Raw genomic sequence first — 12,200 nt, forward strand, 5'->3', positions numbered from 1 at the left:
TACCCATAGTCAGGGGACGACGGGCGACGCCCGCGCATGAGCGGCTGGATGCTCATCAGCCGTATCGGTTCGTTCAATGTGATGATCCCTATCGCAACGGCGCTCGGATGCGGACTTGCTGCGAGCGGCAACTGGCATACGCTGCGGTGGTGGTGCGGTTCGATCCTCGGCCTTGTATGCCTTACGGCCGCCAGCAAGATCGCCTTCTTAGGGTGGGGCGTCGGCATCCGGTCACTGGATTTCACTGGCTTCAGCGGACACGCCGCGCTGGCCGCCGCAGTGCTGCCCGCCACTTTCGTGTCGGCGTTGCACCGCCGCTCACGTCCCCTGCGTTGGTGCGGTCTTTTGTCTGGATTGATTGTCGCGGCGTGCGTGGCAGTGGCCCGGGTCAAGCTGCACGCGCATTCGGTAGCGGAAGTCGTGGGTGCCATGCTGATTGGAGCGGCTGCGAGTGCGTTGGTGGTGCGGTCCTTGGCGGCGCCGCAGCAGCTGGAGATGCGCCGGCCCTTGGTGGTCGCCTGCCTGCTAGCGCTGGCGGCGGCATCGATGATGAGGCCCGCTCCGACCCAGCGCTGGATGATCGCATCGGCATTGTATTTGTCTGGACAGGACCGTCCGTTCATCAGGCAGGGGTGGCGCCGCGCGCCGCAGACATGGAAGCGCGCACCGCCGCTGGCCGTCGAATTTCGTGCAAATGGAGAAAAATAATGGATGATGACTATGAAGTGCCGAGTCCGCACGAACACCACGTGGAGGATCTGGTCGAGAAGGAGCGGGACGGCCTGGCACAGAAAGTTTCACTAATGACGGCCGTGCTGGCCACCGTCGCCGCGCTGATCAGCTATCAGAGTGGAAGTGCGCAGAACGAGGCGATGTTCCTCAAAAATCAGAGCATTCTGAAACAGGCTGAAGCGAGCGACCAATGGTCCTATTACCAGGCGAAATCGGTAAAAGGGCATCTGGATGACGCGGTCGGCGCGCTCGCGCCCGACCAGTTAGTAAAGCAGCGATTCCTCGACGACAAGTCGAAGCAGGACAAGGAAAAGGCGGCGGTGCAGGCAGAAGCGCTCAAGCTGCAGGCGGAGTCGCGCAAATTGGGCGAAGAGTCCGAAGCGAAATTGCGTCCGCACGAAAGGCTGGCGCTGGCGCTCACGTTCTTGCAGATCGCGATCGCGCTGGCCGCAATCACGGTACTGACTCGCCGCCGCTGGCTGTTATGGGGGGCGGTAGGAACTGCGGCGGTGGGATTGGCGATCGCTCTCGCGACGTTTTTCTGAGCGCTCGCACGAACATCCACTCGATAATGAAACCGGGCCCCTTCAACGGGAAGGACGAAATTGCGATATGGCGACTGCCGGGTATTCAAGGGTGATCGTTTCGCGGCGAGGCACTGACCCACACCGCGCACCGTGTGCACCAATGGTGCGCCGAACTCGCTATCGACTCTGGTGCGTAAAGGATGATCTGAACTTCGCGCGCCCGTTTGCCAGGGGACGCACGGGCGCCGTGCTCCAACGCCTCGACGCGGGAAAGCAATTCGGACAAGCTGACAGCTTCGGAGATGCAGTCGGCAGCGCCGCGTCGCGGTCCGGTGGCGCGACCGTTCGTATCGGCCAGGTCGCCGAGCACGATCACCGGTGTTTGATTGCTGTATGCGCGCAGTTGCTCGACCAAAGCCAAGCCGTCGCTCGACCCGCCCGGCATCCGGTCCACGATGATGAAGTCCCGTTGACAGTCTGGCGCGGGTGCAGCCGGTCGGGGTTGGCGCGGCATGCGACCGCAGAATACCCCACCTCCTCATGCCATTGCGAATATAGAGGGAAGTTTCAAATTCGTCTTCGATGACCAGGCAACGCGTGTGTGTTTCGCTGTTGAGGGGGGCGGTACGCGCATGCGGTCGTGGACCGGCCATCGAACACGGCCGCGAGCAGGCGGCTTTTTTTTCTGATGGCGGTGACGCTGCGGCTTTGCAATGGCCCGACGCCAGCGGCTAGTCCGACCAGAGTTAGTGGAGCGAGCATCGCCCTCAACGCAGTGACTCTTTAGAAAAAGAAGAAACCCCGATGTTCTGGACGAGTCATCTTGATTTGGGATACAGTTGAATAAATGCTATCGGTTGGGTCAGCGCCGACCAATGGTCCTGGCGACTGGTTGCTCAGCTGAATATCGGATATTTTTTTTCGCGACTGTGTCTGCTGATGTAATGCAAACTCGATACCAAGACCATGGAAAAAGAAGCACAGCAAGCGAATCCCGGTGTATTTCAAAGGGTCTATCTTCTGATCTTTTGCACGTTTATCGGCGCGCTTTCCATTTTTGGGCTAGTTCATTTCGGACTCGACTATGCGGCTGCGAATGCGGCTGGCAGTTGGCCGACTGTCGAGGGAATAGTGATCGAATCAGAACCTGTTCGCGGTTGCGGCAAGGGTTCGTCATATTACCCAGTCGTGAAATATTCCTACGTGATTGATGGAACGACTTTCAGGGGTGATCGTGTGGCGTATGGCAACGGATGCGGCTCATATTCTGGTGCGCGATCAGTCACAAAGAATTTCCAACTTGGCGCAGCAGTCACAGTCCATGTGAACCCTTCGGATTCAACTGATTCTGTGTTGACCGCCCCAGGCGTTCTTCCCGACACGTGGGTGGGCGTGCTGCTCGCGATTGCGGGTGTCGCTTTTTCTTCGTGGTTTATATGGGCAACTGTGTTTCGGCCAAGCCTGCTATTTCGACCATCGCAACGCCGGGCGCCGTCTGCGCAACTCGAAACTGAATGAGCCAACCTCACGCAAGCCCCTAGTGCATTGCATAGCGGCGCGGATGGGTTGGCGCGCTCGCCTTGGTTTGAACTGACGTCCTCTCGGCATCCGTGCGTCATACGACTAGTAAAGCCCCATACGGACCACCCTGGTTACCTTCGAATCCGTCGTGGTGAAATTGCCGGAAGAGTCCGCGGCGTATTGGACCTCGCTGGCGATCCTGTTGTCGGTTTGCGTGCCAATGCCAAACGTCAGCGTGCCGCTCAGGGATTTGGCGCCGTCCGCGGCAACGGCGGGCAAGGTCAACACGATGCCATTGTTGTCCGTCGCGAAGACGAATACGGGATTGCTGACCTGGGTCGCCGCGCAGGTCGATCCGGTGCAAGCGTAGTATGTGCCGCTGATGGCGCTCGTGGCGCTGGCGTTGCCACAATCCTCATGCAGCAGACCGACGCCGAGGACGCCATTCGCGTCGAGAGCGACAACCGTGCCGATATTGGTTCCGATGCTGGTGCAATCTGCAGGAACGGGCGGGGCGCCGGCTCGCGCAAATCCTGCCAGCTGGATCGACTGCGCCGGGGCCACTGCGCCGCCCTGCTTGACGTAGGCATGGACTATGCCACCCCAAGTGTAGCCGCTGATGAACTGGGCACATTCCATCGTGGAAGCACCCGGGGACGGAGCCAGCTCTGGCAGGCCGAGCGCGGCTTGACCGGCGCGACAAGACGCAAGTCGTGTCGGCACTCTTACATAGTTTTTCGCCCGCAAGCGTAGCGCGCCGCAACTGCGGGCATGGCGCCCGCTGAGTCAGCCCATTGCGCTCTTCCTTGCCGAAAAGCGAGTCACTCCAGCGCCTTACGGCGCAGCGACGTCACGCCGACAGGTCGTCGACGATGCTCCGGCGCGATGCGAAGGCTATTTCCTCGCTGGCGCTGGCGCGGCGACCGGCGCCGCCGCAGGCTGCTGTGCTGCTTGCTCCTTCGCTTTCTTCTTGCTCATGTGACTGCCGATGGCGCACCCAGCAGCGGCGCCTACCAGGCCGTGTTTGCCTGCCACGTGGCCGGCGACACCGCCGACCAGCGCACCCTTACCGCAGCCTGCGTTGGCCATTCCTGCGGAAGCGAAAAGGGCGAGTAACAAAGACGCGGAGAGAAATTTCAATTTCATGATGGACCTCGATAAATGTGGTGGGACGCGTAGCGCCATATCGGCACTATGGCGCGGGTGCCGGCCGGCGTCTGTTAGTTCGCTATCAGAAGACGACTACGGACATGGCGTTATTGTCAACGCCATCAATCCGACATCGAAGACCGGGGCAACAAGATAAATTTCCGTGTTGCAATTTCTTACGATTGATACAGGTTCGAAGTCGTCGCGGCGCGCTGCAGCAGCGTTGATAGCTTGTCACACCGATCAATCCGATCAACTCAACAGTCTGGAGACCCAAGATGAAAAATTCGAACCGCGTCAATAAAGCACTCGTCCTGTCCACCCTGGTCGCCGTCATGGCGAGCGTGGCAGGAAGCGCTTTCGCTGCCGAGACCAAATGGGAAAAGCATCACCCGCGCCGCGACCAGGTGAACGACCGCCTGGCGAATCAGAACAAGCGCATTCGCGCCGAAGTGAAGGAGGGCGACTTGACCAAGGCGCAGGCCGCCGGTCTGCGCAGGAAGGACCGTCAGATTCGCCAGGAAGAGCGCGCGATGGCCAGCCAAAACGGTGGCCACATCACCAAGCTCGAACAAAAGACGCTGAACCAGCAGGAAAACGCGGTCAGCAAGGAGATCGGCAAATAAGCCATTCTGAATGCGTGACACGGCCCGCCCGTCGCGGGCCGTGCCCAACCAGGCGGCGATGCTCGTCGGGCCACCAGGCGTATCGAATTGGTCCGAACGCTGATTTGCGCGGCGCAGCCGAGGTTGGTCCGGCACGCCAGCGGCCGCGCGGTTTCGAGCTGTGCCTGCCAATGGGCCTACATCGGCGCGGCGACTTGGGGAGAATGCGTATCTTTCAATACAGTCTGCCCTTTGACCAGCCAGGCGATCGCAAAGGCGCCCACCGCGCCCGACTCGGGCCAGAAAATGGATGCGCCGCGCGCCACCAAGGCAATCCAGCCGATCGCCGCAAACGCCAGCAGCATGACGAGGCCGCACAGCTTGTAAATCCGGTTACGCATGAGCTTGTTGCGCCCCGGATGCACAGGCGTGTTGGCGGCGAATCGGAAATAGACCAGGTAAAACGAGAGCGCGAAGAAGGTGGCCACAAATATAAAATGGTACCCGAGCACGCCGTGAATGGAATAGCAGTCGGCGCTGGTGAGATGGGGGTGCTGGGCGATGAGTTCTGCCGCATAGGAGGGGTTCATGGGGAACAGACCGATTCCGATTGCAGCGATTCCGGCTGCTGTAGAGGCGAGGTTGTCGCGCAGTTGCGGTGTTCTGTAACATGCCAGAAGGGCGCCCACCAGTACCAGCGTGGATACGAAAATATCGCGCATGTCGGTGTAGTAATATGCACTGATCGATTCATTGCTGGCGATGTCCTCGAACAACAAGCCGCCACCGCGCACCACCAGTGGCATCAGCAAGCCAGCCCAGCCGATCATCTGCCGCAACGTCAAATAGGAAACAACATAGTCCTTCTCCAATGTATTCATTTGCTCCCTCCTTTGGCTGAATAGTTCTGGTTCGTTGTTAATTGAGAATGTGCGAATTTTCGGGTCGCGCCCCGGCAGAGGTTTATCTGGCGCGCGTCGTGGCTGCCATGGAGGTCTCGCGCGGCAGGTCAATCCGTGCGGCCAGGCCTGGATCTGCGTCGCTGAGGCTGAGCTCGCCGCCATGCGCGGTGGCAATCGCCTGGACAATCGACAGGCCCAGGCCGTTACCAGGAATGGCGCGGCTTTTGTCGAGGCGATAGAAGCGCTCGATCACCTTGCCATGTTCGCCGGCGGGTATTCCCGGACCGTCGTCGCGCACGGTAATGGAAGCGCCGCGCGCAGTCATTGCAGTGCTGAGGCTGACAGTGGTGTTCGGGCCGGCATGCTTGATGGCGTTGTCGATCAGGCTCGCGATGGCGTTGGCGATCAGGTTGCGATCCGCGTGCACGAGGACCGGCGCGCCGGGCGCGACCGACAGGCGCACGCGCTCCGCTTCCGCGGTGGCGTCGAACAGATCGGCGATGTCGGAGGCGATCCGTTGCAGGTCGATTGATTCGTCCGCATGCACGTTCATGCCCGACTCGACTTCGGCAATTTGCAGCAGGCGCTCGAACAGGCGAATAAGCTCATCGATGTCTTCGATCGCCCCCTGCGCGGCGCCGGCCAGCACCTCGACGGACCGCTCGTGCCGCAGCGCGTCATCGAGCTTGCCGCGAATGCGGGTGAGCGGTGTGCGCAGGTCATGGGCAATTGCGTTCGACACGTTGCGAATGCCGTCCATCAATTGGCCGATCCGGTCGAGCATGGTGTTGATGTCGCGATTGAGCAGCGCGAATTCGTCGGTGCCCGAGACCGGGATACGGCGCTTCAGGTCGCCATCACCAACCTCGTTTGCGGCGCGCCGGATATCGCCAATACGGCGCGCAATCTGGCGCCGGAACAGGAGGGCCCCAATCACCGTGAACACGAGCGACAGGGCGGTGCCTTCGGCAAGCGAGCGACCAACCATATTGCGAAGCGCGCTGCGTTCGCCGAGATCGTAGCCGATCACCAGTGTGCCCCCAAGGGGCAACGATGTGACCAGCAGGCGCGCGTGCGAGGGCGCGCCGTTACGCACCACGTCGCGGCTGAAGATGCCGGCGGGGGAGCTGTCGATTGCCGCCCATTTCGCCACATTTCCCGCCAGCGGCGAGCCGGAGGAATCGAGCAGCAAATAGATCTCGCGGTCGCTGTCGATGCCGTCGTTGAGCTGGCGCCGCACCTCCTCGGCCAGCAATTGAGGCGACGCGGCGGCCGCGCGGCCGGCGAATCGCTGCGCTTGGGTCTGAATGCCGTCATCGATGTTCTTGTCGAGCACGCCGATGGTGCCGAAATAGAACACATTGGCGACCGCGACCATCGACATGACGCCAAGCAGCCCGTAGCTGAGCAGCAGGCGCGCTGCGATCGAGCCGCGCAGGCTAAGCATCGGTATCGACGGGATCTGCGGCCATGCGATATCCGACGCCGCGCACGGTGTGGATCAGCGTGCGGCCGAAATCCTTGTCGATCTTGGTGCGCAAGCGGCTGATCTGGACGTCGATGACATTGGTCTGCGGATCGAAGTGATACTCCCATACGCCTTCCAGCAGCATCGTGCGGGTGACAACCTGGCCTGCATTGCGCATCAAGAACTCGAGCAGGCGGAATTCGCGCAGCTGCAATGGGATCGATTTGCCGCCGCGCGAAACGCGCATGGTGCGCACATCGAGCGTGAGATCGGCGACCTGCAGCAGGGAGCTCTGATTCGCGGCGCTGCCACGGCGCAGTTGCACCTCGATGCGGGCCAGCAGTTCAGAGAAGCCAAAAGGCTTGGTCAGGTAATCGTCGGCGCCGCTTCTGAGGCCGGCCACGCGCTCATCGGTGCTGGCCATCGCGCTGAGGATGATCACCGGGGTTCGCTTGCCCTGTGCGCGCAAGGTTTCGACAAGGCTTAATCCGTCGATCGATCCGGCCAGCATGCGGTCGACGATGATGACGTCCCAGCCATGACTGAGGGCGCGGTGCAGGCCTTCGTCGGCGTTAAGGCTTGCCATTGGCATGAACCCGGCCTCCTTGAGCCCCTTGCAGATATAACGCGACGTTTCGACTTCATCTTCGATGACCAGGCATTGCATAAAGGTTCTCGCTTTGGGGCCGCAAGGTTGGGGACGTGGTACTTCAGGCGGCGGCGCGCAGGCCCTCGTGCAGGGGCGCGACGGGCGCCTCTGCCGGGGATCGCGCGCGCCTGAGTTTGCTCCGCATGGTTGATAAGCGGCGCTGGTCGAACGCCGACCTGACTTGTCCGCATACCGCGGCGAGCAGCTCGTTGCGCCGGCGCGCCTCGGCGCGCTTGTGCGACGGCACATCGGCCGGGACATCCGTCGGCGCTGCCGCGCAGGACACTTCGTAGTCGCCGTCGCCACGCTGTTCGGCCTGCAGCTCCTGCCACAGTGCGTCATAGTCGGAGGAGATGCGGCGATGGCGGCGCCAGTTGATCGTGACGCGGTTGCTGTTGCTGACCATGCGCAGCGTCTTGCAGCCGAAGTAGTCGCCGATGTCGCGCAGCAGCGCGACCATCCATTTCTTTGGGCGCGAACCGTGCAGTGCCTTGGTCACCAGCTTTATCAGCTGCGCTCCTTCTTCGGAGCGCACGCCTTGCAGGGCACCCAGCTGAATGCTGGCCGCACCAAGAGCGGCGGACAGCGTGAAGCTGATCGCATAGACGAACGACTCCTCGCAGAACAGTTGCAGCGTCAGCTCGCCCTCGCGATGGCCGACGTTCGCTGCGGACAAGCGCACTTCCATGGGCGTCCCGTTCTTCCCCTCGAACGCGGCCAGCGTCACAGGGCGCGCCGCGGCGCGCGCGATCAGGGTTTCGAGCCCAAACCGGGAAATGTGCTGGTAGTGGCCGATCATCGCATCGACCCGGTCGGCGCAGTGCAAATGGCGCGACAGGTAGGGCCGGTAGATCTTGTGCAGGACGCGCGGATACTGCAGCGCCAGGAGCGCCGTCGACGGGTGGCTGGCGAGGAAGGCGCGCCAGCGCCAGGTCTGTGCCGGATAGACCAGGGCGCCGGCAATCAGCTTGAACTGGTCTTTGAGAGTGGCGCGGCGATGCCGAAACAGTGGCAGGGACAGCGAGGTAGGAAGCTTCATGGTTTTTAATGTTTCGTGCGAGCGAACCGCAACGGGCTGGGCGCAAACCGGCGATTCTACGTAGGGGAAATGGTAGCAGACGGATCTTTCTGGGAAGTGGATCCGTAATTGCGACTATGTAACGAGCCGCGGGTGGCTCGCATCTTCTCGACAAACCAGGTGCGGGATCGCGGCCGCCTGGCTTCAACAAAAAAAAGCCGTGCTTTTGGCACGGCAGAATTATCGAGGGTGACAAGGCTTAACTATACCGAAGGTCGTATCCCGACCGGGTTAACTCTCGGTTACGGCGTCACCGGTCGCATTTTCCCGACAGGTGTTGCTAAATGTTAAATTACAAACCGATACTGCGTACGGGATCGCCTGACCAACGCGTGGCGCCGCGCTGCGGCGTTTCAGTACTCCTCGCGCTTCGACGCGGTGGCACTGTAGACACCGACAAAAAGCACCAGCATTGTCGGACCGAGGAACGACCGGTGCGATGCCCGGCGCTCTCAAAATTGAACCTTGCGGCGCCCCCGGTTATTAACCTCCTACCCCGATCATGCATTGCTGATCCAGCATCCGGTGAACAACGCATGGCGGCGATCCGGTGCGATACCGTTGGCGAAGGGTGACAACGAAGCGGTGTCGGCACCTCCTACGAAGCGTGAAAACTGTGGAGATCGGAGAACAATCATGGACCGAAAATGCAATTCAGGCCGACGCTACGCTGTTCGTCGTTGGACACTAGGCGTAATCACCATGGCGGGCCTTAATGGGGTGCTCGTTGAAGCGGCGTTTGCCGAGCAACCGCCGCCGCCATGCCACGCGAACCCGAATGCCGCCGCTGATCAGGAAGCCGTGCGTACGCGCGGCGACGTGAAGAACTTGCCCGACCCGCTGCAGGACCGGCTGCAGCGAATGGCAGGTCGGCCGCACACCTTCCTGCCGATACAAGCCTATGCGGAGGCGGACAAACCCAGCCAGCTGTTTCAATATTATTTGCTCGATTCGAACGGGTTCGAACCAAACCCTTTCACTGCCCGCCTGCCTGGGGCCAACGACACGGCGATGCTGACCGCGACCGGTGGCAATTGCGGTTTGCCGTCCATTGGTTCTGTGCGGGTGGTGGTCGAACCGAAACCAGGATTGCCAACCGATCCCAACAGCGTTCGTGCCTTCATCGACGTGTTCACGGATCTTTCGAACCTGTTCGTGATCAATAACGAAAGCGGCTGGTATGAAGGGTGGATGATCCACGATCTGACCGTCCCCGGCGTCGCACGGCCGCGGCCTGGCGGGCATGCGCAGTTCGGAACGATCACCCGGGAAGATGCGGAGAAGCTGGCGGCGATGGGATCTGGCCAGAATATCCCGGGCAGGACGTTCACCACCGACGGACATGCCGTTCGCCTGCCGAGCGCATCCGATCACTTCCCGGATCGGCAAACCAACGTCGTGCCGATTCAGCTCAGCATGGGCGCATTCAATTGCCTGCAGCAGACCGACTGCCACGGCTATTGGGAGTTCAACTACACGACGAACTGGATTCATCCGCTCTATGAATTGCCGTTCACAGGCGGCATCATGGGCACGTTCGAGGCTGGCAACGTAGGCGCGCTGTCGTCCTTGATTCCGGGATCGGGTCCCGCGGGCGTGAAGAACAACGCGCTCAGGTATGGGGACAATCCGAACAATGCGGGCCTGGCGCAAGGCTCCGGGCCGCGCGATCCGGACAAGTTCGATGCCACGGCCGATGGCCAGCGCGAATTCCGTCAGCGCTTCATTCCGAGCGGCCTGGCGCAGGAGATCTATTTCGACACCTATGAACGCCTGGCCTCGTTCGAGCCGGGAGTGGGCTTCCCGCAACGGCTGTTTGATGCGTACGCGAGCGAGGTCAAACGCATCGACAGCAACAACGACGGCGTGATCTCCGCGGCCGAAGGCGATGTCGATTCAGCGAGCGACGGATTTGCCGATAACACGCGCCTGTTCCTGCCGGCGACCGCCTTCCACCGTTTCGCCGTGACGCGCGAGATTAACGACGGCTACCTGGCACCCCGCTTCGCGCCAAGCCAGAAAGCATGGGTGCTGAGCGGCTCCCTGGTCGCCGTGCGACCGGTCGTCGCCGCATCGGCGGGCCGCGATGGAGACGACCGATAATCCGGCTTATTCGCCGCGGCGTGAACAATCGCTGCGGCGAACGCAAAAATTAACGCGTTTGCGCGGTGGCTTGCTGCCCCGGCGACGCGTCGAGCCGGGTGCGCAGCGCAAGCGAGAACGCGCCCATCTGCTGCGGATTCAAGTCCGACACTGCGAAAAACTGCATGCCTCCCTGGCGCCAGCGCAGCAACTGAAATCCTTGTCGGCTGCTTGCCTGCGGCGCCATGTCGGGCGCGGCCGCAGGCCACACATACAGGTTGAGAATATGTTTCCGATATTGGTAGACGATCGATGCGACCGGCCGCTGATCAAGGAAATCGAGGCGCCCTCCAATCAAGGGATATCCCTGCTGCGCCAAATCGATCACCGGCGGCGAAAAATCGAGCTTGCCGGCGAACCAGGGCTTGACGGTGTGCTGGTCGGTGGAGACGATATCGGCGAGGTGATTCGGCATCAGTGAGCGGATGTGGCTTGCGGCGACTTCCTGCGCGAGCAGATCGCCGCGCTGCCGGATGGGCAGGTTCCATGCAGCGATCAGGACCAGTGCCGTGGCGGCGACACCGGCCGCGCCTGCGGCGAGCCAGTTCCAGCGCCACGGTTTGACAGTGTGAACCGGGCGGTCCTGGCGCTGGGCCCGGATCGCTGTGTGGATTCGCTCTTGCATGTGCGCGGGCGCGGCGTAGCGCATCGCGTGCCCTGCAAGCCTGGTTCGCAGGGCCTGCAGCTGCGCCAGCGTCTGCGCGCACTGTGCGCAACCGGCCAGATGGATTTCGACCTGGACCCGCGTCGATGCTTCCAGCTCCTCGTCCAGGTAAGCCGACATCCATTCCTGGGAATGTTTGCATTCCATCTCAATCTCCTGCTGCGCCGTGCTGCAGACAGTCGAGCAGCATCTTGCGCGCGCGTGCAAGGCGCGACATCACGGTGCCGATCGGTATATCGGCCACCTGCGCGATCTGTTTGTACGTGAGGTCGTCCAATTCTTTCATCACCAGTATCTCGCGAAAAGCCGTTGGCAATTGCTCCAGCGCTTCGTTCACGGTAAGCGCCGCGTTGCGGCGACCGACGATACAGGCGGGGTCGTTGTCGCCCGACTGGCCAGCGGCATCCGTGTGCAGTTCCTCGTCGAAACTGACGGCACTGCGTTCGGCGCGGCCGTCGCGCAAAGAGGTGTAGTGAGTGTTGCGCACAATGGTGAGCAACCAGGCGCGCGCATCGCCGCCACGAAAGCTCGAGGCGAAACGGAATGCCCGCAGGTAGGCGCTCTGCACCAGATCCTCGGCGTCGTGCTCGTTGCGCGTCAGCCAGCGCGCGAGGTTATATGCGGCGTCCAGGTGCGGCATCGCAATGGCCTCGAAACGCGCCTGCGCGTCGTTCCCGTCGTCTCCGATCAACGTACCCATCGTGGTCGCTCCCGGTAAAGGAGACTCGGCGCGGGGCGCGCTTATTCCCGCAACGTCAGAAAA

At 61.6% G+C, this 12,200-nt stretch carries 14 protein-coding genes; 5 read left to right on the top strand and 9 right to left on the bottom strand.

What is annotated here, in order from left to right; genetic code table 11:
- The first annotated feature begins 36 nt into the window (after nucleotides 1-36).
- Complete coding sequence (locus tag Q4S45_RS08440) at nucleotides 37-708, top strand: phosphatase PAP2 family protein (RefSeq protein WP_305510916.1); 672 nt, start codon at nucleotides 37-39, stop codon at nucleotides 706-708.
- The gene (locus Q4S45_RS08445; RefSeq protein ID WP_305510918.1) at nucleotides 708-1,277 is read left to right on the top strand and encodes a DUF4337 domain-containing protein; all 570 of its coding nucleotides are present in this window, start codon (nucleotides 708-710) and stop codon (nucleotides 1,275-1,277) included. Before Q4S45_RS08440 ends, Q4S45_RS08445 begins: the two co-directional genes overlap by 1 nt.
- 85 nt (nucleotides 1,278-1,362) lie before the next feature.
- Here the strand turns inward: Q4S45_RS08445 and Q4S45_RS08450 are convergent, their stop codons facing one another.
- Nucleotides 1,363-1,713 (bottom strand): hypothetical protein, encoded by a 351-nt coding sequence (locus Q4S45_RS08450; RefSeq protein ID WP_305510920.1) that lies wholly within the window; start codon nucleotides 1,711-1,713, stop codon nucleotides 1,363-1,365.
- A 512-nt stretch (nucleotides 1,714-2,225) separates the two neighbouring features.
- Here Q4S45_RS08450 and Q4S45_RS08455 point away from each other — a divergent pair.
- Nucleotides 2,226-2,777: a DUF3592 domain-containing protein gene (locus tag Q4S45_RS08455; RefSeq protein WP_305510922.1), complete on the top strand. Its 552-nt coding sequence runs from the start codon at nucleotides 2,226-2,228 to the stop codon at nucleotides 2,775-2,777.
- A gap of 105 nt (nucleotides 2,778-2,882) precedes the next feature.
- Here the strand turns inward: Q4S45_RS08455 and Q4S45_RS08460 are convergent, their stop codons facing one another.
- Both Q4S45_RS08460 and Q4S45_RS08465 read right to left on the bottom strand, forming a co-directional pair.
- Nucleotides 2,883-3,419: a DUF3443 family protein gene (locus tag Q4S45_RS08460; RefSeq protein ID WP_374046084.1), complete on the bottom strand. Its 537-nt coding sequence runs from the start codon at nucleotides 3,417-3,419 to the stop codon at nucleotides 2,883-2,885.
- A 255-nt stretch (nucleotides 3,420-3,674) separates the two neighbouring features.
- The gene (locus Q4S45_RS08465; protein ID WP_305510925.1) at nucleotides 3,675-3,926 is read right to left on the bottom strand and encodes a hypothetical protein; all 252 of its coding nucleotides are present in this window, start codon (nucleotides 3,924-3,926) and stop codon (nucleotides 3,675-3,677) included.
- Between the two features lie 281 nt (nucleotides 3,927-4,207).
- On the opposite strand from Q4S45_RS08465, the gene Q4S45_RS08470 reads away from it, so the two are divergent.
- Entirely contained in the window at nucleotides 4,208-4,555 is a 348-nt protein-coding gene (locus Q4S45_RS08470; RefSeq protein WP_374046085.1) for a hypothetical protein, read from the top strand.
- Nucleotides 4,556-4,731: 176 nt separating this feature from the next.
- Here the strand turns inward: Q4S45_RS08470 and Q4S45_RS08475 are convergent, their stop codons facing one another.
- From Q4S45_RS08475 to Q4S45_RS08490, 4 genes are all read right to left on the bottom strand, one after another.
- Nucleotides 4,732-5,415, bottom strand: coding sequence for a hypothetical protein (locus tag Q4S45_RS08475; protein WP_305510927.1), 684 nt, complete (start codon nucleotides 5,413-5,415; stop codon nucleotides 4,732-4,734).
- A gap of 82 nt (nucleotides 5,416-5,497) precedes the next feature.
- Nucleotides 5,498-6,883, bottom strand: coding sequence for a HAMP domain-containing sensor histidine kinase (locus tag Q4S45_RS08480; protein WP_305510928.1), 1,386 nt, complete (start codon nucleotides 6,881-6,883; stop codon nucleotides 5,498-5,500).
- Entirely contained in the window at nucleotides 6,876-7,571 is a 696-nt protein-coding gene (locus Q4S45_RS08485; RefSeq protein ID WP_305510929.1) for a response regulator transcription factor, read from the bottom strand. Before Q4S45_RS08485 ends, Q4S45_RS08480 begins: the two co-directional genes overlap by 8 nt.
- 43 nt (nucleotides 7,572-7,614) lie before the next feature.
- Nucleotides 7,615-8,592, bottom strand: a complete 978-nt coding sequence (locus Q4S45_RS08490; RefSeq protein WP_305510931.1) for a DUF535 family protein — start codon at nucleotides 8,590-8,592, stop codon at nucleotides 7,615-7,617.
- Between the two features lie 741 nt (nucleotides 8,593-9,333).
- On the opposite strand from Q4S45_RS08490, the gene Q4S45_RS08495 reads away from it, so the two are divergent.
- A complete protein-coding gene (locus Q4S45_RS08495; RefSeq protein ID WP_305510933.1) occupies nucleotides 9,334-10,734 on the top strand; it encodes a hypothetical protein in 1,401 nt (466 codons plus the stop codon).
- Nucleotides 10,735-10,783: 49 nt separating this feature from the next.
- Here the strand turns inward: Q4S45_RS08495 and Q4S45_RS08500 are convergent, their stop codons facing one another.
- Complete coding sequence (locus Q4S45_RS08500) at nucleotides 10,784-11,584, bottom strand: anti-sigma factor (protein ID WP_305510935.1); 801 nt, start codon at nucleotides 11,582-11,584, stop codon at nucleotides 10,784-10,786.
- Between the two features lies 1 nt (nucleotide 11,585).
- Nucleotides 11,586-12,137 (bottom strand): sigma-70 family RNA polymerase sigma factor, encoded by a 552-nt coding sequence (locus Q4S45_RS08505; RefSeq protein WP_305510936.1) that lies wholly within the window; start codon nucleotides 12,135-12,137, stop codon nucleotides 11,586-11,588.
- Nucleotides 12,138-12,200 lie beyond the last annotated feature (63 nt).

The organism is Massilia sp. R2A-15, from assembly GCF_030704305.1.
Classification (GTDB): domain Bacteria; phylum Pseudomonadota; class Gammaproteobacteria; order Burkholderiales; family Burkholderiaceae_D; genus JAFCUW01.